This is a genomic window from Pyxidicoccus sp. M15, from assembly GCF_056858435.1.
This window is the reverse complement of sequence record NZ_CM166495.1, coordinates 10,276,109-10,297,478: the sequence shown is the minus strand read 5'-3', so window position 1 is coordinate 10,297,478 and position 21,370 is coordinate 10,276,109. Positions and strand designations below refer to the sequence as shown.

Here is a 21,370-nt window from a genome sequence, read left to right as displayed (position 1 = left end):
CCGTCCTCCAAGCTCGTGGGGGGACCGCATCCGCACGCCCATCACCCTCCCGGGAGCCACGGGAGAGCGCCGCTCGCTGGATGTGGGCATGGTGGTGACAGGGCGCTACCAGGTGGAGGGGCTGCTCGGTGAGGGCGGCATGGGCCGCATCTGGCTGGCGTCGGACCTGCACGAGAAGCGCCGCGTGGCGCTCAAGGAGATGCAGGTTCCGGCGGGGCTGACGGCGGGGAAGACGGAGGAGCTGGTGCTGATGTTCCGGCACGAGTTCTTCGCGATGAAGAAGCTGCAGCACCCCGGCACCCTGAAGGTCTTCGACTGGGGGATGACGGAGGCCGGCAACCGCTTCATCACCATGGAGGTGGTGGACGGCAAGGACCTGAGCACGCTGGTGGGCGACGCGCCGCTCGACACGCGCACGCTGTACCGGGTGCTCATCCAGATGGCGCAGGTGCTGGCCTTCCTGCACTCGCGGCTGTACGTGCACTGCGACATCAAGGCCAGCAACGTGCGCATCACCCGCTCCGGCGCGGTGAAGCTGATGGACTTCGGGGTGATGCACCAGCTGGGCACGCCCAGCCCCGGCCGGCTCAAGGGCACGCTGGAGTACCTGGCCCCGGAGTGGCAGCGCGGCGCGAGCATCGACGGGCGCGCGGACCTGTACTCGCTGGGGGTGATGGCCTACTACCTCGTCACCCGGCGGCTGCCCTTCAAGCGCAACACGCCGGCGGCGCTGCTCGCGGACCACCTGACGCGCCCGCCGCCGCGGCCCTCGACGATTTGTCCGGTGGAGCCGCAGCTGGAGGAGCTCATCCTCGTGCTGCTGGCGAAGGATCCGCGCGAGCGCTTCCAGGACGCCGGTGAGCTGCTGGAGGCGCTGTGCCACGCCAGCGGCGAGCCGCTGCCGGAGGAGCCGCTGTCGGCGCGCGCCAGCTACCTGCACGTGCCGGAGGTGGTGGGGCGCGGCGCCGAGCTGGAAGCGCTGATGAACGGGCTGGCCGAGGCGGACTGGGGCCAGTCGCACGCGGTGCTCATCGGCGCGCCCGCGGGCGTGGGCAAGACGCGGCTGCTCCAGGAGTTCGAGCTGCAGGCGAAGCTGGCGGAGCTGCCCTTCGGCCGCGGGCAGTGCCGCGCGGAGGGCCAGGCGCCGCTGGCGCCGATTTCCCAGGCGCTGCGCAGCCTGGTGCCGCACACGCCGGTGGAGATGATGGCGCGGCTGTCGCCGAAGCTCTCGCGGCTGCTGCCCGGGCTGGGCGGCACGGAGGGCCCGGCGCCGCAGGCGGTGGGTGAGGAGAAGCTGGCCTTCTTCGGCGCGCTCGCCGAGTGGGTGCAGGCCTTGGGGCGCCAGATGACGCTGGTGCTGTGCTTCGAGGACCTGCACTGGGCGGACAGCGCCACGCTGGAGGTGCTCAACGTCCTCATCCGCACGCTGCACGGCACGCGCGGCATGGTGGTGGGCACGTTCCGCTCCGGCGAGCTGAGCCGGCTGAGCCTGGCCTTCCAGACGGTGGACGAGAAGCTCACCACGCGCATGGACCTGGAGCCGCTGGCCGCCGAGCACGTGGGCACGCTGGTGGAGTTGGTGCTGCCGGGGCTGACGGTGCCCGAGGGCTTCGTGGCGCGGCTGCACGCCACCACCGGCGGCAACGCCTTCTTCGCCACCGAGTGCCTGCGCGCGCTGGTGGAGGCGGACGCGCTCAAGCGCGTGGGAGGGCGATGGAGCGCGGCGGAGGGGCTCGACACGCGTCCGTTGCCGTCCAGCATCCAGGACGCGGTGCTGGCCCGGCTGGCCACCGCGCCGCCGGAGCAGGTGGCGCTGCTGCGGCGGCTGGCGCCCGCGGGACGCAGCCTGGACCTGCCCATGGTGCGCGCGCTTGCGGACCTGCCCGAGGTGGAGCTGTTCGCGGTGCTGGACGGAATCGTCGAGCGGCAGTTCCTCCAGGAGGTGGAGGGCCGCTACGTCTTCACGCACGACACCGTGCACCAGGCCGTCTACGACAGCACGCCGGAGTCCGAGCGGCGGGTGGCGCACGGCCAGGTGGCGCTGGCGCTGCAGACGCTGCACTCGCAGCGGCCTGATTTGTCGCGCACGGTGGGCTGGCACTACCTGCGCTCGTCGGAGCCGGAGCTGGCCATTGGCCCGCTGCTGGACGCGGGCCGGGCGGCGATTGAAGCGCAGGCGCTGCTGGAGGCCACGCTGCTGCTGAAGGAGGCGGCGGCCCTGCTGGAGGCGGCGCCGGACTTCCCGGGCCGCGACAGGCTGCTCCTGCGCATCTGGGTGACGATGGTGGAGGTGGGCTACGCGAGCGACCCGCCCACCTCGCTGGCCTTCGCGGAGAAGCTCTTCGCGCACTGGGCGTCCACGGTGGACCTGGAGGAGGGACGGCGGCAGGCGCTGGAGGCGCTGGAGGCGGCGTGCTCCGCGCCCGAGGCGGAGCGCCCCGCGCGGCTGCGGGAGCTGTTCCGCGAGCGCGAGGCGGATGCGTACGCGTCACCCGCGGACGTCTTCTGGAAGCAGGCGGAGCTCCAGATTCTCCAGGCCATGGCGCTGGCCATCGTCGGGCGCACGGCGGACCTGTCGGCGCTTCTGACGCGCGTGCAGGCCGAGCAGCCGGAGGTGTCGCCCTACCGTGCCGGGGTGCTGCTGTCGCCCGCGGTGCTGTGCGCGTACACGGGCCGCTTCGCGGGCGTGCTGGAGACGCAGTACGAGCACCTGGCGCGCCTGCGAGGGCTGCGCGAGGCGATGGGCCGGCTCCCCCGGCGCCTGGCGTGGGCGCTGGGCATGGGCGGCTACATGATGAACATGAACCTGGCCCTGCGCGGCGAGCCGCTGGACGCGCAGGCCACGCGCGACGGGTACGCGGTGGCGGAGGCCCACGGGTTCACGGACGTGCGGGCGTTCCACCTGTTCTCGGTGGTGACGCGCGCGGCCTTCACGGGAGACGCCGCGGCCTTCGTCCCGGCCTTCACGGAGAAGACGGACCTGGTGAGGCGGCTGGGCAACCCCCGGCTGATGGAGCGCAACCTGGCCATCTTCACGCCGCCCTACTACCTGGAGCGCGGCGAGCACGAGCACGTGGCCGCGGTGGTGGCGCGCGCGGAGACGCTGGCCGGGGTGCTGCCCGGTGACAGGTGGCTGCAGTGCCACGTGCAGGTGTACCAGGCGTGCCGGGACGTGCTCTTCGAGGACGCGGCGGCGGCGCGCAAGTCGCTCCCCAGGGCGCTGGAGGCGGCCCGCGAGGGTGGCCTGCGCATGGAGACGCTGCTGCGCGTGTACCAGGCGCGCTTCGAGCGGGAGCAGGGGAATCTCCTGGCGGCCTCGGAGGCGGCGGAGGCCGCGCTCGCGCGGGCGTTGGACCCGGTGCTCGCCAACCCGTGGGATGAAATCGTGGCCCGCCGCGCGGTGGCGGCGCTGCTGCCCGGCGAGGAGGGCACCGTGCACCTGCGGCGCGCGCTGGCGCTGGCGGAGCTGACGGGCAACGTCCTGCAGATGGGGCTCGTGCACCTGGCGCTGGCGGAGCGCGAGCCCGTGAACGCGGCCTCGGTGGTGGAGCTGGAGGCCGCGGAGGCGCTCTTCACCGAGGCGCGCGCCACCAGCCTGCTGTCGCTGACGAGCTCGGTGCGCGGCGCCCTGCAGCGGCGCGCGAGTGTCCGGCAGAGCGCGTAGCCGCTGGCGCTGACCGCTGCTGACGCCGGGGCTCGCGGCTGCGCGCGACTGTGCGGCAGAGCACGTAGCCATTGGCGCTGACCGCTGCTGACGCCGGGGCCCGCGGCCGTGCGCGACTGTGCGGCAGAGCACGTAGCCATTGGCGCTGACCGCTGCTGACGCCGGGGCCCGTGGCCGCGCGCGACAGTGCGGCAGAGCGCATGGCTCCCTGTGCTGACGGGGCTGACCGTGAATGGGGGCGCGGAGGCTGTGCGCCCCGCCCGATGCTCGCGGTGTACCGCTTCCCCGCCGGCCAGGAGCGGTAGAGTGCCCGCATGGCCCCAGCTCCCCTGCGCTTCTGTCTGGACTACCTGTCCCCCTACGCCTATCTCGCGTGGACGCGCATGCCCGCCCTCGCCGCGCGCCATGGCCGTGTCGTGGAGCCCGTGCCCGTGCTGCTGGCGGGCCTGCTCAACGCGCTGGGCTCCGTGGGCCCGGCGGAGATTCCGCCCAAGCGCGTCTACGTCTTCAAGCACACGGTCCGCATCGCCCATGAGTTCGGCGTGCCGCTGGTGCCGCCCCCGTCGCATCCGTTCAACCCGCTGCTCGCGCTGAGGGTGACGGCGGCCGTGGAGGACCTGGAGGCCCGGAGCCGGCTGGTGTCCGCCCTCTATGCGTCCACCTGGGGCGGCGGGAAGGGCTCCGAGACACCCGAGGCCGTGGCCGCCGCCATCCAGGCCGCCGGGCTGGATGCACCCGCGCTGCTCGCCGCCGCGCAGACGCCGGAGGTCAAGGACCGCGTGCGCCGCAACACGGAGGAGGCGCTCGCCGCGGGCGCGTTCGGCGTGCCTTCCGTCCTGGTGGACGGGGAGATGTTCTTCGGCGTGGACTCGCTCGGTCACCTGGAGCGGTTCCTGCGTGGCGAGGACCCCCTCTCCCAGGTGGACCTCGAGCGCTGGAGAGACCTGCCCTCGACCGCGTCCCGGCGCTGAAGAGCTGGCGCACGGAGCCGCCGCTTTCCGCTAGGGTGCCCGGACCATGGTTTCCCGTGGCCCCGCGATGACGCTCACCCAGAAGGTCCTCACGCACCACGCGCGGGGACTGGCGCGCCCCTGGGTGCGGGCCGGTGACATCGTCCGCCTGCGTGTCGACTGGACGATTGCCAGCGAGCTTGCGTGGAACGGCATGGACCGGACCTACAGCGCGCTGGGCCGGCCGCCCTTGCATGACCCGGAGCGGTTCTTCCTCGCGGTGGACCACACGGTGGACCCGGTGTCGCTCGCGAATGACGCGAAGGCCCGCGCGCTCGCGCAGCGCTCGCGAGACTTCGCCCGCGAGGCCCGCGTCCGCCACTTCCACGACGCCAACGAGACCATCCTCCACACGCGCTTCTACCGGGAGCTCGTGCAGCCGGGGCAGGTGGTGCTCGGCGCGGACTCGCACACGACGTCGCATGGAGGGCTGGGCGCCTTCGCCATCGGCCTGGGCGGCGCGGACGTCACCGCGGCCATGGTGCTCGGCGAGACGTGGCTGGAGGTGCCCGAGGCCATCGCCGTCGAGTACGCCGGCACGCCCGCGTTCGGCATCGGAGGCAAGGACATCATCCTCCACACGCTGGAGCGGCTCGGGCGCAATACCTCCGCGCTGGAGCGCACGGTGGAGTTCCGTGGCGACGCGGTGCGCGGCTTCTCCACGGACACGCGCTTCACGCTCGCCAACATGACGGCGGAATTGGGCGGGCTCAACGGCATCTTCGAGGCGGATGCGGTGACGCTGGCGTGGCTCGCCGGGCGTGCTTCGGAGAAGGACGCGGCGCTGTGCTTCCGCGCGGACGAGGGCTCCCCATACGTGGAGCGCCACCGGCTGGACCTGGAGCGGCTGTCCCCGCGTGTGGCGAGGCCGTTCTCTCCGGACAACGTCGGCTCCGTGGAGGAGGCGTCGGGGCAGCCGCTGCATGGGTGCTTCATCGGCGCATGCACGACGACGGAGGAGGAGTTGGTGCTCGCCGCGCTGGTGCTGGAGGCGGCGTTCAAGGACCGCGAGCGTCGGGCTCCGGTGCGCGAGCGTCTCGTGGTTCCCGGAGACCTGGCCATCATCGAGCGCATGCGGCAGGGCGGCCTGTGGGCGCACTACGAGAAGGCGGGCTTCCGCATCGGCCCGCCGGGCTGCTCCATGTGCCTGGGCGTGGCGTCCGAGCGGGCGCGGCCGGGCGAGGTGTGGTTGTCCTCGCAGAACCGCAACTACGAGAACCGGATGGGGCAGGGCTCGCTGGCGTGGCTCGCCTCCGCGGCCACGGTGGCGGCGTCCTCCGTGGACATGCGCATTGCCGACCCCCGGCCGTACCTGGAGCGCATCGACCGCGAGCGGTACGCGCGCCTGTTGTTCCGCGACCGGATGCCGCGCGTCCCGGAGGTCCCGGTGCGCGAGCCCGACGTGGAAGGAACGTTCATTCCGCCGGCTCCGGGGCCCGGTGACCCGCGAGTGGGGGCCCAGGCTCGCGAGCCGGAGGTGGAAGGAACGTTCATTCCGCCGGCCCCGGGGCCCGGTGACCCGCGAGTAGGGACGCAGGCGCGAGAGGTCGGGGTGGAAGGAACGTTCATTCCCCTGGCTCCGGTACCTGATGCCCCGCGCGTAGGGGCGCAGGCGCGCGAGGTTGGGCTGGAAGGAACGTTCATTCCGGCCACGTCGGCGTCCGGGAGCCCGGGAGCGGAGTCGACCGCGCACGAGCCCGAGGTGGAAGGAACGTTCATTCCGTCGGGTGCGGTGGCCGGGCGCTCGCGTGCGGAGGTAGAAGGAACGTTCATTCCGTCAGGCGCGGTGGCCGGGCGCTCGCGTGCAGAGGTGGAAGGAACGTTCATTCCGCCCGCCGGTGGCCCGGGAGTGGGGCTTCCCGTGAGGCCCGCGGCGCTTGGGGCGGACGCGGGGGCGGAGCAGGTCTCACGCGGTGACCATCCTCCTGCCAGCGTCATCCACGCACAGGTACAGCGCTTCGGTGACCACGTGGACACCGACGCCATCATCCCCGGCGAGTTCTGCCACCTCACCGACTCCACGGCCCTGGGCACGCACTGCTTCGAGCACGTGCGTCCCGAGTTCGCCGCCCGCGCCCGCGACGGCCGCACCGTCATCGTCGCGGGGGAAGGGTGGGGCACCGGCAGCTCCCGCGAGCAGGCCGTCTGGGCCCTGCAGGGCGCCGGCATCCGCGCCGTCATCGCGAAGAGCTTCGCCTTCATCCACCGGCGCAACCTCGTCAACGACGCCGTGCCGCATCTCGTCCTCACCGACCCGGACTTCCACGCGCTCGTCCAGGAGGGCGACGCCCTCGACGTGGACCTGAGCCGCGCCACCGTCACCCACGGGCCCTCCGGCCGCCGCTTCACCGCCGCGCCCGTCAGCCCGCTCGTGCACGCGCTCCAGTCCGAGGGCGGGCTCGTCCCCGCAATCCGCCGCCTCGGCCGTCACCTCTTCGAGGTCCTCCCCGCATGAACGTCCTCGTCGAGCTGGGCATCGCCGTCGCCGGCCTCGTGCTCGCCATCGTCCTGCTGTCGCTCAACCTCTGGCGCGCCATCCTCTTCCTCTTCCCCGCCAGCGTCCGCGTGGAGCCCGAGGCCCCCGCCGACCAGATGGACCTCCCCGTGGAATTGGAGCCCGTCGCCACCCAGCTCCAAGCGCTCGGCTTCGTGCCGCTCGGCAGCCACGACGAGAAGCCGCGCCTGCAGAAGGCCTCGCGCTCCTACGACTGGGCCCACCCGGGCGAGCGCGTCTTCGCCACGCTCCACCTGGGTCAGGATGACTCGCCCCGGCTCTACCTCCTCACCCCGGTGGCGCCCCACGGCTTCGTCATCACCGCCGGCTACCGTCGCCCCGCGCTGGAAATCCCCGGCGTCTACCGCTCCGGTTCACTGGAAGACGCTTCCCCCGAGCGCCTGCTGCGCGCCCACCTCCGCCGCCTGGAGGGCTTCGCCCCCACGGGGGACTTCACGTGGGAAGGCCGGGTGGAGGCCGGGCGTTCCTGGTACCAGGGGCTCGGCCGCAAGGAGATTCGGCGGCAGAACCTTCAGGGCTTGTTGTGGACAGTCATGGCACTGGCCATCGTCGCCAGCGCCTTCCTGGGCCGGCGGGTGCCCTGACGACCCACCCCCACACCTCATGACGTCACGGCGTGCGTGCACACCGCACGCGTTGAGAGTAGGTAGACGACCACCATGAAGAGCGTGTCCAAGACCGAGGAGATCTTCTTCCTGTCCGGCAAGCGCACCCCATTCGGAACCTATGGGGGCAGCCTGAAGGACCTCAGCGCCACCGACCTCGCCGTGGAGTCCGCGAAGGCCGCCTTCGCCCAGGCGAAGGTGTCCCCGGGGGACGTCCAGCACGTCGTGTACGGGAACGTGGTGCAGACCAGCTCGGATGCCATCTACCTGCCGCGCCACGTGGGCCTGCGCACCGGCGTGCCCGTCCCCGTGCCCGCCCTCGGCGTCAACCGGCTGTGCGGCTCGGGCTTCCAGGCCTTCGTCACCGCGGCCGAGCTGATGCTCACCGAGCAGGCGAGCTGCGTGCTGGCCGGCGGCACCGAGTCCATGAGCCAGGCGCCCCACGTCATCCGCGGTGCCCGCTGGGGCCTGCCGCTGGGCAAGGGGGGGCTCGAGGACATGCTCTGGACGGCCCTCACCGACAGCTACACCGGCCAGGCCATGGCGCTCACCGCGGAGCAGCTCGCGGTGGACTACGGGCTCACGCAGGACCAGGTGGACGAGTACGCCGTCCTCACCCAGAAGCGCTTCGCCGCCGCGCAGGAGGCGGGCCGCTTCAACGACGAGATTGCCCCCGTCACCCTCAAGGGGAAGAAGGGCGACACCGTCGTCTCGCGCGACGAGCACAACCGCCCGGAGACGACGCGCGAGGGGCTTGCCAGGCTGCCCAAGGTCTTCAAGAAGGACGGCGTGGTGCACGCGGGCGCGGCCAGCGGCATCTGCGACGGCGCGGGCTCCATGGTGATGGCGACCCGGAGCTTCGTGGAGAAGCAGGGCCTGAAGCCCATCGCCCGGCTGGTCAACTGGGGCATCTCCGGGTGCGACCCGAAAATCATGGGCATCGGCCCCGCGCCGGCCATCCGCCAGCTGCTGGAGCGCGCGCAGTGCAAGCTGTCCGACGTGGACCTCTTCGAGGTCAACGAGGCCTTCGCGCCGCAGTACCTCGCGGTGGAGAAGGAGCTGGGCCTGCCCCGGGACAGGACGAACGTCAATGGCGGCGCCATCGCCGTGGGCCACCCGCTGGGGGCGTCCGGGGCTCGCATCACCACCACGCTGGTGTACGAGCTCAAGCGCCGCGGCGCTCGCTATGGTATCGGGTCCGCCTGCATCGGCGGCGGCCAGGGCATCGCGGTACTGGTCGAGGCGCTCTGATGGCCGCACAAGACACGGGACGCGAGATGAGCAACGAGGTGGACGCGAAGACGGCCCGTGAGCGGGCCAAGGCCATCGCCGAGCAGCGCCGCGCGGAGCGCCGCAACCGCAAGCGCAGGTGCGTGGTGTGTGGCGTGGAGGAGAGTGACAAGACGCCGTTCCACGCCCACCCCGAGGGCATCGGCCCCGCCTGCAAGGACGAAGTCGCTTGCCTGTCTCGCAAGGCCGCCGGCGGGCGGTGAAGTCCCGGGCTCCGGCCCCGCGCCGCCCGCGCGAGGCCGAGCTCATCCACGACTGGAACGCCGCCGGCGCCCCGCCCCGCCCCGCGCACCCCGTGCAGGTCTCCGACGAGACGCTGCGCGACGGCGTCCAGTCCGCCTCGGTGAAGGAGCCCTCCACCGAGGCCCGGCGGGCACTGCTCTCCCTGATGGACCGGCTGGGCGTGGGCGCCGCGAGCCTGGGCATGCCCTGCACTGGCGAGCGCGCCTTCGAGCACAGCCTCTCCCTGGCGCGGCACGTGCGCGAGGCCCGGCTGGGTCTGGAGCCCTACTGCGCCGGCCGCACCGTGGTGGAGGACCTGGTCCCCATCGCCGAGGTGGCGCAGCGCTCCGGCGTGCCGGTGGTGGCCCACACCTTCGTCGGCGCCTCCGGCATCCGCCAGTGGACGGAGGGCTGGAACGACGCCTTCCTCCGCCGCGCCACCCGCCGCGCCATCCAGTTCGCCCGGAAACAGGGACTGGAGGTGGCCTTCGTCACCGAGGACACCTCGCGCTCCTCTCCAGAGCGCCTGGAGGGCCTCTTCCGCACCGCGCTGGACGCGGGCGCCACCCGGCTGGTGCTGTGCGACACCGTGGGCCAGGCCTCGCCCGACGGCGCGCGCGCCCTGGTGCGCTGGACGCGCCGGCTCGTGGACGGGTGGGGACTTTCCGACGTCCGGCTGGAGTGGCACGGGCACAACGACCGGGGCCTGGCCCTGCCGTGCGCCCTGGCCGCGCTGGAGGCGGGCTGTCACCGGGCGCATGGCTGCGGGCTGGGGGTGGGGGAGCGCACCGGCAACGCGCCCCTGGACTTGTTGCTCCTCAACCTGTCGCTGCTGGGGTGGGCCCGGGTGGACCTGGGCGCGCTGCTTCCGTACGTGCGGGGGGTGTCCGAGGCGCTCGGAGTGCCCGTTCCGCGCAACTACCCCCTGGCCGGTGAGGACGCCTTCCGGACGTCCACGGGGGTGCATGCGGCGGCCATCCTCAAGGCCCGGGCCCGGGGGGACGCGTGGCTGGAGGACCGGGTGTACTCGGCGGTGCCGGCGGCGGCGCTGGGACGGCGGCAGGCGATTGAGGTGGGCCCCATGAGCGGCCGGGCCAACGTGCGGGCCTGGCTCGAGGCCCACGGGGTGCCCGTCACGGAGTCGCTCTGCCGGGCCGTCCTCCGGGCGGCCCGGGCCAGCCCCGGCCTACTGTCCGACGAAGAACTGCGGGCCCTCTGTTCAGGGGAAGGCGCGGCCCCGGCCCGGACGCGCCGGGGCCGGATTGTCGGCCCCGTTTCTTGATGGCGGAATCGTCTCGGGGTAAACGTCCAGAATCTCTGGTTTAGACGAGGGTCGGAATGGGCGTTATCAGCTTCACGGGAGTCAAGGTGTTCTCCACCACTCTCGCGAGAGATCGCGAGAACATGGGTGAGAACATCACCAAGTGGCTCAAGGAAAACCCCAACGTCGAAGTGGTGGACAGAGTGGTGACGCAGTCCTCCGACAAGGAGTTCCACTGTCTGACCATCACGCTCTTCTACAAGCCGAAGGCCTGAGCGGCCCCAAGGCGGCTGAGAGAAGAGTCGGTGTGCGAGGGCGCTCTCCCTGATGACGGGGATGGGCGCTCTTCGTCGTTTGGGGTTGCGAAGCGGGCGAGGTTCCACCACCTTTGGTCGGCTCTTCGAGCGGCGAGTGGAGGGAGTACTGAATGCGACCGATGCGCAGCTTCGGCGGTAGGGGTGGAGGCGGGCTGCCCGGCCTGGAAACGACGGCGTCCAAGCTGGCCGCCGCGCTGGTGGCCGGTTCCGTCCTGTACCACCTCACCAAGAGCGGGCAGGGGAGCCTGCTGCTGCTGCTGCCGGACTTCGTCTTCAGCCGGCTCTTCCTGTGGCAGCCCCTCACCTACGCGTTCATCGAGGCGAGCCCCTTCGGCATCATCTTCGGCGCCATCATCACCTGGTCCATTGGCGGCTACCTGGAGTCAATCTGGGGCGGCAAGCGCCTGCTCCTGGTGGGTGTCGGCGTCACCGTGCTGGCGGGCGTCCTCACGTCGCTGCTGGCCCTGCTGGTGCCCGGGGCAACGGTGCAGGCGTACACCGGTGGCAACGTCATGACGACGGTGCTGTGGGTGGCGTACGGCCTGAGCATCGGCAAGGGGGAGACGAACTTCTGGGGCATCCCGCTCTCGGGCAACGCGCTGGCGGGCGTGGGCGCGGGCTTCGTGGTGCTGATGGCCATCATCGGGCCGTGGCAGGCCCAGGTGCCGGACCTGCTCGCGCTGGGCATGGTGTTCGCCTACGTGCGCGGCGCCAACCCGCGCCGGCTGATGCTGCACTTCCAGCACTGGCGCCTGCAGCGCCAGCTCCGGGACCGCTCCAAGCACCTGCGCGTGGTGCCGAAGAACCAGAACCGCCCGGACCGGGACCAGTACCTCAACTAGGCCGGGGCTCGGCTCCGGAAGGCAGCCCTCAGTGGGCTGCCTCGGGGTGTCCGTACTGCTTGAGCTTGCGGTAGAGCGTGGCCACGCCGATGTCGAGCTGCTCGGCGGTGCGCGCGCGGTTGCCGCCGTTCTGCGACAGCACGGCGAGGATGTACTCCTTCTCCATGTCCTCCAGCCGGCGCGGGTTGCCGGTGGGCACGAGGCTGGGCGGCGCGGCACGGACCTCCTCGGGCAGGTCCTCTCGCTCCACGCGCTGGCCCTCGCACAGGGCCACCGCGCGCTCCACGGCGTTGCCCAGCTCGCGCACGTTGCCGGGCCAGCCATAGCGCAGCAGCTGGTCCGCGGCCTCGGGGGCGAGGCCCGCCACCTTGCGGCCCAGCCGCTCGGCGGCCTCGGCGAGCAGCAGCCGCGCCAGGGGGAGGATGTCCTCGCGCCGCTCGCGCAGCGGGGGAATCTTCAGCTCGATGACGCGCAGGCGGTAGTAGAGGTCCTGGCGGAAGCGGCCCAGGCGCACCTCCTCGGCGAGCTCCCGGTTGGTGGCGGCCACCACGCGCACGTCCACCTTGCGGCTGGTGTTCTCGCCCACGCGCCGCACCTCCTTCTCCTGCAGCGCGCGCAGGAGCTTGGCCTGCATGGACGCGGGCACCTCGCCCACCTCGTCCAGGAAGAGGGTGCCGCCGTGGGCCGCCTCGAAGAGGCCGGCGCGGTCATGCGTGGCGCCGGTGAAGGCGCCGCGCGCGTGGCCGAACAGCTCGCTCTCCAGCAGGCTCTCCGTGACGGCCGCGCAGTTGACGGCGACGAAGGCCTTGTGCGCGCGGGTGGACTCGTCGTGGATGAGGCGGGCGATGCGCTCCTTGCCCACGCCGCTCTCGCCGGTGACGAGCACCGTGGAGTCCACCTTCGCCGCGCGGCGCGCCAGGTTGATGACGCGCAGCATGGCCTCCGAGCGCGCCACCATGCCCGCCGGGTCCTCCGTCACGCCCGCGCGCGCGAGCGACTGGCGCTTCGCGCGCAGCTTGCGCTCGGCCTGCTTCAGCGCGTCCGTCACCTGCGCCAGCACGCCCTCCATGCACTGCGTTTCATAGAAGCGCAGCACCTCGGTGCACTCGGTGCTCCACTCCTCCGCGGGGCGGCCGACGAAGTGGCAGGCCGCGTCGCCCTGGCCCACGCAGCGCAGCTCCGTGCCGTAGATGGGCTTGCCGTTGACGTAGCTCATGTAGCCGGACGCGAAGCCGGTGAGGCTCCAGCACACCGGCTGGTCCGCGCGGCCCAGGTGCAGCAGGTGCTGCTCGGCCTCGTAGGAGTCGCGCCACTGCGCCTCGGCGAAGGGCTCGGGGCCCTCTTCGGGCCGTCGCTCCACGCGCTCCACGCGGACCTGGCCCTGGAGGGTGTGCAGGCGGCCACCGGCCCGGCGCCACACGGACTCGTCCGGCCAGGGCACCGCCGTCTTGAGCGCCTCCGCCGTCCGCCAGCCGTGCGCGTAGCCCAGCCGCGTGAAGATGCCGCGCGCCGCCGTCATCCCCACCAAGTCGATGAGCTCCTTGCGCAGCAGGCCCAGCGCCACCGGGTCCATCAGCACCGCCCGCTGCCCCGCGAAGTGGATGAGCCCGCCTCCCGGCTCGAAGTTCAACAGCTCGTTCAAGCCCAGCTCGAATCCGCCAGCCACGGTGTACAACTCCCTTCCAGAGTGAGCTGTCTCTCTATCATTATGAGAGTCCCATTGCACGCGCCGGCAAGGGATTGGAGCAATTCCAGGGGGTTGTCATGTTGCGTGCCCTGGTCCTGGGGTTGCAGTAGAAGGCGCCCATCATGGGCGACGGACTGGACAGGCGCGAGGTACTGCAAGGAGCGGCGGCCGCGGGCGTGGCGGGCGTGCTGGGTGCCGGCCAGGCGGGCAGCCGGGCGCCGGCGGTGTTCGTGTCCCACGGCTCGCCCATGGTGGCGCTGGACTCGGACGACTACCCGAAGGCGCTGAAGACCTTTGGTGACGGCGCGGCGGCGGCGCGGGCGCTGGTGGTGGTGTCGGCGCACTGGGAGACGGAGGGCGAGGTGCGCGTCACGACGAGCGCCGCGCCTCCGCTCATCTATGACTTCTACGGCTTTCCGGAGCCGCTCTACCGGCTGAAGTACGCGGCGCCGGGCGCGCCCGCGCTGGCCGGGGACGTGGTGGCGCGGCTGAAGGAGGCCGGCCTGCCGGCGGTGGCGGACGCGGAGCGCGGGCTGGACCACGGCGCCTGGGTGCCGCTGCTGCACGCCTTCCCGGACGCGAAGCTGCCGGTGGTGCAGGTGTCGATGCCGCTCGGCGCGAGCCCCGCGCAGGTGGCGCGGATGGGCGAGGTGCTGCGCCCGCTGCGCGCGCAGGGCGTGGTGCTCATGGGCAGCGGCGGCATCGTCCACAACTTGCGCCGGCTGAATTTCCACGAGAAGAACGCGTCCGTGGAGCCGTGGGCCCAGGCCTTCGATGGTTGGGTCTCACAGAAGCTGGCTGTGCGGGACTTCTCCGGCCTCCAGCAGTGGTTGGATGCACCGAATGCACGGCTCGCGCATCCGAGAGCCGAGCACCTGATGCCGCTGTATTTCACCCTCGGCGCTGCCCTCCCCGAGGACCGACTCACCTCCGTATTCGAGGGCTTCCATCACGGAACCCTGTCGATGCGCAGCTTCGCGCTGCGCGCCTGAAACCGCTGAACCCCAAGGAGCACACACCCCATGAAGACCTCCCTGAAGAGCGCTGTTGCCCTGATGTTCGCCCTCCCCTCCATGGCGCTGGCCACCACGTGGGACGTTGACGGTTCCCACTCCAGCGCGGGCTTCACCGTGAAGCACATGATGGTGTCGAACGTGAACGGCTCCTTCAACGTGAAGAGCGGCACCGTGAATGTCGACGACAAGGACATCACCAAGTCCACCGTCGAGGCCGTGCTGGATGCGACGACGGTCAACACCGCCAATGCCAAGCGCGATGAGCACCTGAAGAACGCGGACTTCTTCGACGTGGCGAAGTACCCGACCATCACCTTCAAGTCGAACAAGGTGGAGAAGGCCGGCGAGGGCAAGCTGAAGGTCTCCGGCGACCTGACCATGCACGGCGTCACCAAGCCCGTCGTCCTGGACGTCACGGGCCCGGCGAAGGAGTCCAAGGACCCCTGGGGCAACACCCGCACCGGCGTGCAGGCGACCACCAAGCTGAACCGCAAGGACTTCGGCCTGACCTACAACTCCGCGCTGGAGACGGGCGGCGTGGCGGTGGGTGAGGAAGTCACCGTGAACCTGGACCTGTCGCTGGTGAAGAAGCAGCCGGCGGCCCCGGCCAAGCCGGCGACCGCGACGGACAAGAAGTAGTCCGAAGCCTCAGTCCCCGCTGAATGACGGAGGGGCCTCCCACGCGAGTGGGGGCCCCTCTTTCACGTTGCGGGCTGTGCGTGGGGGAGGGGAGCGCCGCCCTGGGACGCGCTCCCCTTCCGGGGCAGGGCCTCAGCCCTCGGCCACGGCCTGCACGCTGGAGCGGTAGATGAAGATGCGGGCGGTGTTGGTGCGCTGGTCCGCGGGGATGACGAAGAAGCCCGGGGTGGCGCCCTTGAAGTCCTGCGAGAAGCCCGCGACCTGGCGGCCGTCGTTGAAGGTGACGCGAATCTTCTGCCCCTCGGCCTGCGGCTGGCGCGTGCCGGCGGTGAGCATGAAGAAGATGGCCTTCACGCGCTTGCCGGGAATCTGCTCGGGCGCGTAGCCGCTCTGCTGCTCCAGGGAGATGACCTCGTCGAGCAGGTCCGCGTCGCGGATGGTGCCGCGCTTCACCTGGCCCTCGACGGTGTGGATGATGACGCGGTGCTCGCCCTCCACGAAGGAGGTGATGGGCGCCGAGTCCACCACGGCCGGCTGGGCGAAGAACGGCTCGCGCGCGGCGCGCAGCTGGTTGGCGGCGGGCGCGGGCTCGGCCACGGCGGGGGCCACGGCCGGCACGGAGACGGAGGCCCGGGTGTTCGGGGCGGCCGTCACCACGGGCGAGGGCGGGACGACGACCGGGGTGCTCGCGGCGGAGGCCCTGGGCGCCGGCGGGGCGGCGCTGGCGGAAGCCCGGAAGGCGGAGCTCACGACGGCGGACGCGGCCATGACGGCGGCGGCGGGCGCGGCTGGAGCGTAGGCCGCGGGCGGCGGCTCCACGGACTCCTCCACGAGGTCGATTTCCGCGAGCTCCTGCTCGGGCTCGATTTCCACCGGGACTTCTTCCTCGACGGGCGCGTCATGCTCCGCAGCGGAGAAGTCCTGGGACTGGGTGGCGAAGGGGCTGCCGCCGGACTGCCAGGCGGGAGCCGCCGGGGGCTCCGCGGCCCACGGCTGCGCGGGAGCGGCGGGCTCCTGCTCCCAGGGCACCGCCTGGGCGGGCGCGCCGAAGGGCGAGTCCGTCTGCGCGGGCGTGGAGCTCCACTCCGGCTCGACTTCCACCGGCGCGTCGCTCCACTCGGACTGGACGGCCTCGGCGGGCGCGTCGGCGACGGAGATGTCCTCGGCGGGCGTCTCGCTCCACTGCGAGGCGGCGGTGGACTGCTGCGCGCTCCACTCGGGAGCGGGCTCGGCCTCCGGCGTCACCCACTCGGGCTGGAGCTCCTCGGGAGCGGCCTCGGCGGCGGGCGTGGACTCGGCCCACTCGGCCTGGACGGCGTCGGCGGGGAGCTCCTCCATGGGGGAGGCCCACTCGGCCTGGGCGCTCTCGGGAGCGGCTTCGGCGGCGGGTGCGCTCCACTCGGGCTGCGCGGGTGTGGTGGCGGCCCACGCGGGCTGGGCGCCGTCGGCCGTGGGCTCGGCCCACTCGGCCTGGACGTCCTCGGGGGCAAGCTCCTCGACGGGCGTGGCCCACTCGGGCTGGGCGGCTTCGGCGGCGGGCGAGGCCCACTCGGGCTGCGCGGCCTGGGGAGCCGCTTCAGTGGTCCACTCGGCCTGGACGGCCTCGGGAGCCAGCTCTTCGACAGGCGTGGCCCACTCGGGCTGCGCGGCCTGGGGGGCGGCTTCAGTGGCGGAGGGGGCCCACTCGGCCTGTACATCCTCGGAGGCGACTTCTTCGGCCGCGCTCCACTCGGCCTGGGGAGCGGCTTCGGTGGCGGGCGTGGCCCACTCGGCCTGGACCTCCTCGGGCGCGAGCTCCTCGACGGGCGTGGCCCACTCGGGCTGGGCCGTCTCGGGAGCGGACTCCTCGACAGGCGTGGCCCACTCGGGCTGCGCGGCGTCGGTGGAGACCTCTTCCGCGGACGTGGCCCACTCGGGCTGCACTGCCTCGGGAGCGGCTTCTTCGACGGGCGTGGCCCACTCGGGCTGCGCGGCCTCGGTGGAAGCCGTGGCCCACTCGGGCTGCGCGGCCTCGGGTGCAGCTTCTTCGGCGGGCGTGGTCCACTCGGGCTGGGCGGCCTCGGTGGAAGCCGTGGCCCACTCGGGCTGGGCGGCTTCTGGCGCCGCCTCCTCGATGGGGGTCGCCCACTCGGCTTGGAGCTCGACGGGGGCGGACTCTTCGGCAGGGGCGGCGGTCCACTCGGACGGCGCGGCCTCCGTGCTGGCTCCGCTCCAGGCCGACGGGTTCTCGGTGGCCGCAGTTCCATCCGCGGACGGCGTCCACTCGGAAGAGGGCTCGGCGTCCCCGGTCATGGCGGCCGGCTCGGAGGCAGAGGCCCACTCGGGCTGCAGCTCGATGGCCGCGGTCTCCTCGGAGGAGCTGGACGTCGCGGTATCGGGCGCCCACTCGGACTGGAGCTCCACCGCCGAGGTGTCGGCCGTGTTGTTCCAGGCCTCGCCGGTCGTGCCAATCTCCGAGATGAAGTCGGCATTGCTCGCGAGCGGCACGGCGTCCGCCGTGCTCCCGCTCCACTCGGTGCTGGTGGCCTCGGGCTCCTCGCTCACGAGCGGCATCGCATCCGCCGAGTCCCCGCTCCAGCCGGCAACCGCGGACTGTCCCTCACTCCGGAGCTCCAGGCCCCGGTCGTTGGTGGACGTGAAGCTGCGGTACTCCACGAACTCGCCCGCGGCGGCGAGCGGCACCGTCTCTTCGGGATTGCCGCTCAGGTCGAACATCTCCTGCGCGGAAGGCGGGCCCACGTACTCTCGCGCGGCGGGGGCGGCAGACCCACCGGCGACCTCGAGCGTGTCAGCCTGAAGGTCCGGGCCCACCTGCACCGAGCGAAGCTCGATGGCTGGCACGTCGGACTCCGCGAACGGAGACCCGGCCGGCACCGCGGGCTCCACCTCGGTGCCGAGGTCGGCCACGTCGAACGTGGGCGGCTCCGCGCTCTCGGGGGCCGACTCGATGTCCATGACATCGAGCGAGGGCTCCTCCATGCCGGAGTCCTGCGCGGAGGACGGAGCCTCCATCGTCGCGAAGTCCGTCGCGTCGGCGGCACCCAGCTCCATCGTGGGCGCGTTCTCCTCGGTGCCCGTGAAGGGGGCGGGAGTGGACTCCTCGCTCACGTCAGAGGACTCGAGTGCGATCTCCTCGGCCGCTGCCGGCGTGCCCTGCTCCCAGGTCGCGCCCGCCTCGTCCGGAGCCGCCACTGCGGCAGGCTCCCGTGCGTCCTCGTAGCTGGAGTCCGCGTAGGGCTCCGCCTCGCTGACGTCGGACGCATCGAGTGCAATCTCCGCCGGGGCGGCGTCGCTCACGTCGGACGCATCGAGTGCAATCTCGGCCGGGGCGGCCTCGCTCACGTCGGAGGCGTCGAGCGCAATCTCCGCCGGGGCGGCCTCGCTCACGTCGGAGGCGTCGAGCGCAATCTCCGCCGGGGTGGTCTCGCTGACGTCTGAGGCGTCGAGCGCAATCTCCGTCGGAGCAGCCTCGCTCACGTCGGACGCATCGAATGCAACCTCGGCCTGGGCGGCTTCGCTGACGTCGGAGGCGTCGAGCGCAATCTCCGCCGGGGCAGCCTCGCTCACGTCGGACGCATCGAGTGCAATCTCGGCCGGGGTGGCTTCGCTGACGTCAGAGGCGTCGAGCGCAATCTCCGCCGGAGCGGACTCACTCACGTCGGACGCATCGAGTGCGATTTCCGCCGTGCCCGTCAGGTCCTCTGGAGCGCTCTCGTTCTCGGCGGACTGGGAGAGCTGTACCGAGGAGGTCTCGACCTCTACGCTCGCCGAAGGCGTCGTGTTCTCGGTGGACGCATCGAACTCCGCGGAAGCCTGGGCCTCGGCCGGAGTGCCCGAATCCCAGGCGCCTGCCGCGCTCTCCGCGAACGCGGTCGGCTCGCCCGAAGCGCCCGCGTCCCACCCGGCCGCTGCATTCTCCTCGTTCGAGGTCGGCTCGCCCGGAGTGCTCCACTCGCTCGCAGCGTTCTCCGTGCCCGGAGCCGCCTCGCCCGAAGTGCCCGCGTTCCACTCGCCGGCGGTGTTCTCGGCGTACGCGCCCGGCTCAACCGACGCGCTCGCGTCCCACTCGCCGGCGGTGTTCTCGGTGTATGCGCCCGGCTCAACCGACGTGCTCGCGTCCCACTCGCCGGCCGCGTGCTCGGCGACCGGGGTCATCTCGGCCGGAGTGCCTGAGTCCCATGCATTCGCGGAAGCGTCCGCGACGGGAGTCGCCTCGGCCGGAGTGCCCGAGTCCCAGGTGCTCTCCGCGTTCTCGGTGTACGCGCCCGACTCGGACGGAGTACCCGAATCCCAGGTGCTCGCGGCAGCCTCCGCAACCGGAGTCGCCTCGGCGGGAGTGCTCCACTCGCCCGCTGCGGCGTCCTCGAACGAGGCTGTCTCGCCCGGAGTGCTCCACTCGCTCGCCGAAGCTTCCGCGACCGGAGCCGCGTCGACCGAGCTCCACTCATTCGCCGAAGCTTCCGCGACCGGAGCGGTCTCGACCGAGCTCCACTCGTTCGCCGAAGCCTCCGCGACCGGAGTCGCCTCGTTCGAGCTCCACTCATTCGCCGAAGCTTCCGCGACCGGAGCGGCCTCGTCCGAATTCCACTCGCCCGCCGAAGCCTCCGCGACCGGAGCGGCCTCGTCCGAGCTCCACTCGCCCGCCGCGCTCTCCGCGACCGGAGTCGCCTCGTCCGGAGATGCGGCTTCGATCATGTCGGACGCATCGAGCGAGATCTCCGCATCCGCCGCCTGAGCCGCATCCGTATCGCCGGCCCGGGCCTCCGCGGAGTCACCCGTAGGCGTCGTGCCCATGTCCTGGGCCATGAGCTCGATGTCGGCATCCGAGGTCGGCGTGGCATCTTCCATCGCCCCGACGTCGATGATGTCACCCGCGTCCGCAGACTCGGCCTGCGCGGCCTCCACGGCGAGCGGGGCGGACGCCCACGCCTCGTCCATGGGCGTGTGCTCCTCGGCCAGCAGCGGCTCGCTCTCGGCCGTCGCGTCGACGAGCTCGACCTCGGAGGAGGCCACCTCCAGCTCGGCGGAGGACTGCTCCACGTTGTCGGGCGAGGCCGGAGTCTCCGGCGCCGACTCGACCTCCATCGACAGGTCGGCGAACGACGCCTCCAGCGACGCCTCGGGCTCGGTGGCGGAAACGGCCTGCACCTGCTCCGGCTCGCCGACCGAGGAGAAGTCATCCTCCGCGACCGTCTCACCCGAAGCCTGGGGCAGCGGCTCCGCGCTCGCGGCCACCGTGTCCGACTCCATCAGGTCCACGCTGACGTCCGCGAACGAGGCGGACGGGTCCGGGGTGGTGTCGACCGACACGTCCCCCTCCGTCACCTCGAGCACGTCCTCGGCGGGGGCCGAGGCCTCGTGGGCCGCCTGCTCCTCCGCGCCCTGTGCCTCCTGCTCCATCGCGGCCGCGGACTCCGCGGCGCCAGGGGTCATCCACGGCGCGGGCTCGCTCAGCGCGGGGATGTCGATGTCGTCCGCGCTGAGGGCCAGCGCATCCTGCTCGGCGGGAGCCTGCGGCGCGTAGGCGTTCGGGTGCGCGTAGCCGGGGTAGGGCTGCGGCTGCGCCTGGCCCGCCCAGGCCTGCTGCTGCGCGTTCGGATCAGCCTCCCAACCGGCATGGCCCTGCTGCGCATAGCCCTGGTTCGGGTCGTACCCGCCCTGCGCGTTCGGGTCATACGCCTGCTGATTCGGGTCGTACCCGCCCTGCTGCGGGTAGCCCGCGTAGCCCTGCGCGTTCGGGTCATAGCCCGGCTGCGCATAGCCCTGCGCGTTCGGGTCGTAGCCCTGCTGCGCATAGCCCTGCGCGTTCGGGTCGTAGCCCTGCGCGTTCGGGTCATAACCCGGCTGCGCATAACCCTGGTTCGGGTCGTAGCCCGGCTGGGCGTAGGCCTGGTTCGGGTCGTAACCCGGCTGCTCGTAGCCCTGGGCGGGGTAGGCGTACCACTGGCCGTCGGCGCCGTAGTAGCCCTGGGGCTGCTGCTCGGCGTAGCCGGCGGGGTAGGCGTACCACTGGCCATCGGCGCCGTAGTAGCCCTGGGGCTGCTGCTCGGCGTAGCCGGCGGGGTAGGCGTACCACTGGCCATCGGCGCCGTAGTAGCCCTGGGGCGCGGCCTGCTGCTGCCAGGCGGCCTCGGACACGGGGGCCGCGTCCTGGATGCCCAGGAGCCCGCGCAGCTCAGTCCAACGAGCCTCCTCCACCGGAGACAGGCTTCCCAGCTTCCGCTTCTCGTCCAGGAAGCGAAATTCTCTCATCGCCGCGCGCGTGTCCGACATCCGTCACCTTGCTGCGGACAGCGTACTTC

At 72.1% G+C, this 21,370-nt stretch carries 13 protein-coding genes; 11 read left to right on the top strand and 2 right to left on the bottom strand.

Annotation, left to right across the window (positions count from 1 at the left end):
* Positions 1–88 precede the first annotated feature (88 nt).
* The 9 genes from ACX9TP_RS37900 (at position 89) to ACX9TP_RS37860 (ending at position 11,726) form a co-directional block, all read left to right on the top strand.
* Positions 89–3,664 (top strand): protein kinase domain-containing protein, encoded by a 3,576-nt coding sequence (locus ACX9TP_RS37900; protein ID WP_482982282.1) that lies wholly within the window; start codon positions 89–91, stop codon positions 3,662–3,664.
* A 314-nt stretch (positions 3,665–3,978) separates the two neighbouring features.
* Positions 3,979–4,635 (top strand): DsbA family protein, encoded by a 657-nt coding sequence (locus ACX9TP_RS37895; protein WP_482975538.1) that lies wholly within the window; start codon positions 3,979–3,981, stop codon positions 4,633–4,635.
* 46 nt (positions 4,636–4,681) lie between these two features.
* On the top strand, positions 4,682–7,129 hold the full coding sequence (locus ACX9TP_RS37890) for a LeuD/DmdB family oxidoreductase small subunit (RefSeq protein WP_482975537.1): 2,448 nt from the start codon (positions 4,682–4,684) through the stop codon (positions 7,127–7,129).
* Positions 7,126–7,773 (top strand): hypothetical protein, encoded by a 648-nt coding sequence (locus ACX9TP_RS37885; RefSeq protein ID WP_482975536.1) that lies wholly within the window; start codon positions 7,126–7,128, stop codon positions 7,771–7,773. Before ACX9TP_RS37890 ends, ACX9TP_RS37885 begins: the two co-directional genes overlap by 4 nt.
* Positions 7,774–7,848: 75 nt before the next feature.
* Positions 7,849–9,045 (top strand): acetyl-CoA C-acetyltransferase, encoded by a 1,197-nt coding sequence (locus ACX9TP_RS37880; protein WP_482975535.1) that lies wholly within the window; start codon positions 7,849–7,851, stop codon positions 9,043–9,045.
* Positions 9,046–9,071: 26 nt separating this feature from the next.
* Positions 9,072–9,287: a hypothetical protein gene (locus ACX9TP_RS37875; RefSeq protein WP_482982281.1), complete on the top strand. Its 216-nt coding sequence runs from the start codon at positions 9,072–9,074 to the stop codon at positions 9,285–9,287.
* Positions 9,254–10,588: a LeuA family protein gene (locus ACX9TP_RS37870; RefSeq protein ID WP_482975534.1), complete on the top strand. Its 1,335-nt coding sequence runs from the start codon at positions 9,254–9,256 to the stop codon at positions 10,586–10,588. Before ACX9TP_RS37875 ends, ACX9TP_RS37870 begins: the two co-directional genes overlap by 34 nt.
* 56 nt (positions 10,589–10,644) lie before the next feature.
* A complete protein-coding gene (locus ACX9TP_RS37865; RefSeq protein ID WP_163995518.1) occupies positions 10,645–10,842 on the top strand; it encodes a hypothetical protein in 198 nt (65 codons plus the stop codon).
* A gap of 152 nt (positions 10,843–10,994) precedes the next feature.
* Complete coding sequence (locus tag ACX9TP_RS37860) at positions 10,995–11,726, top strand: DUF1751 domain-containing protein (RefSeq protein WP_482975533.1); 732 nt, start codon at positions 10,995–10,997, stop codon at positions 11,724–11,726.
* Between the two features lie 28 nt (positions 11,727–11,754).
* Here the strand turns inward: ACX9TP_RS37860 and ACX9TP_RS37855 are convergent, their stop codons facing one another.
* Positions 11,755–13,392, bottom strand: a complete 1,638-nt coding sequence (locus ACX9TP_RS37855) for a sigma 54-interacting transcriptional regulator (RefSeq protein ID WP_482975532.1) — start codon at positions 13,390–13,392, stop codon at positions 11,755–11,757.
* A 143-nt stretch (positions 13,393–13,535) separates the two neighbouring features.
* Here ACX9TP_RS37855 and ACX9TP_RS37850 point away from each other — a divergent pair, with 143 nt between their 5' ends.
* Complete coding sequence (locus ACX9TP_RS37850) at positions 13,536–14,405, top strand: DODA-type extradiol aromatic ring-opening family dioxygenase (protein ID WP_482975531.1); 870 nt, start codon at positions 13,536–13,538, stop codon at positions 14,403–14,405.
* 30 nt (positions 14,406–14,435) lie between these two features.
* Positions 14,436–15,068: a YceI family protein gene (locus ACX9TP_RS37845; protein WP_482975530.1), complete on the top strand. Its 633-nt coding sequence runs from the start codon at positions 14,436–14,438 to the stop codon at positions 15,066–15,068.
* 132 nt (positions 15,069–15,200) lie between these two features.
* On the opposite strand, the gene ACX9TP_RS37840 is transcribed toward ACX9TP_RS37845, so the two are convergent.
* Positions 15,201–21,341: a DUF6982 domain-containing protein gene (locus ACX9TP_RS37840; RefSeq protein WP_482975529.1), complete on the bottom strand. Its 6,141-nt coding sequence runs from the start codon at positions 21,339–21,341 to the stop codon at positions 15,201–15,203.
* Positions 21,342–21,370: the final 29 nt, after the last annotated feature.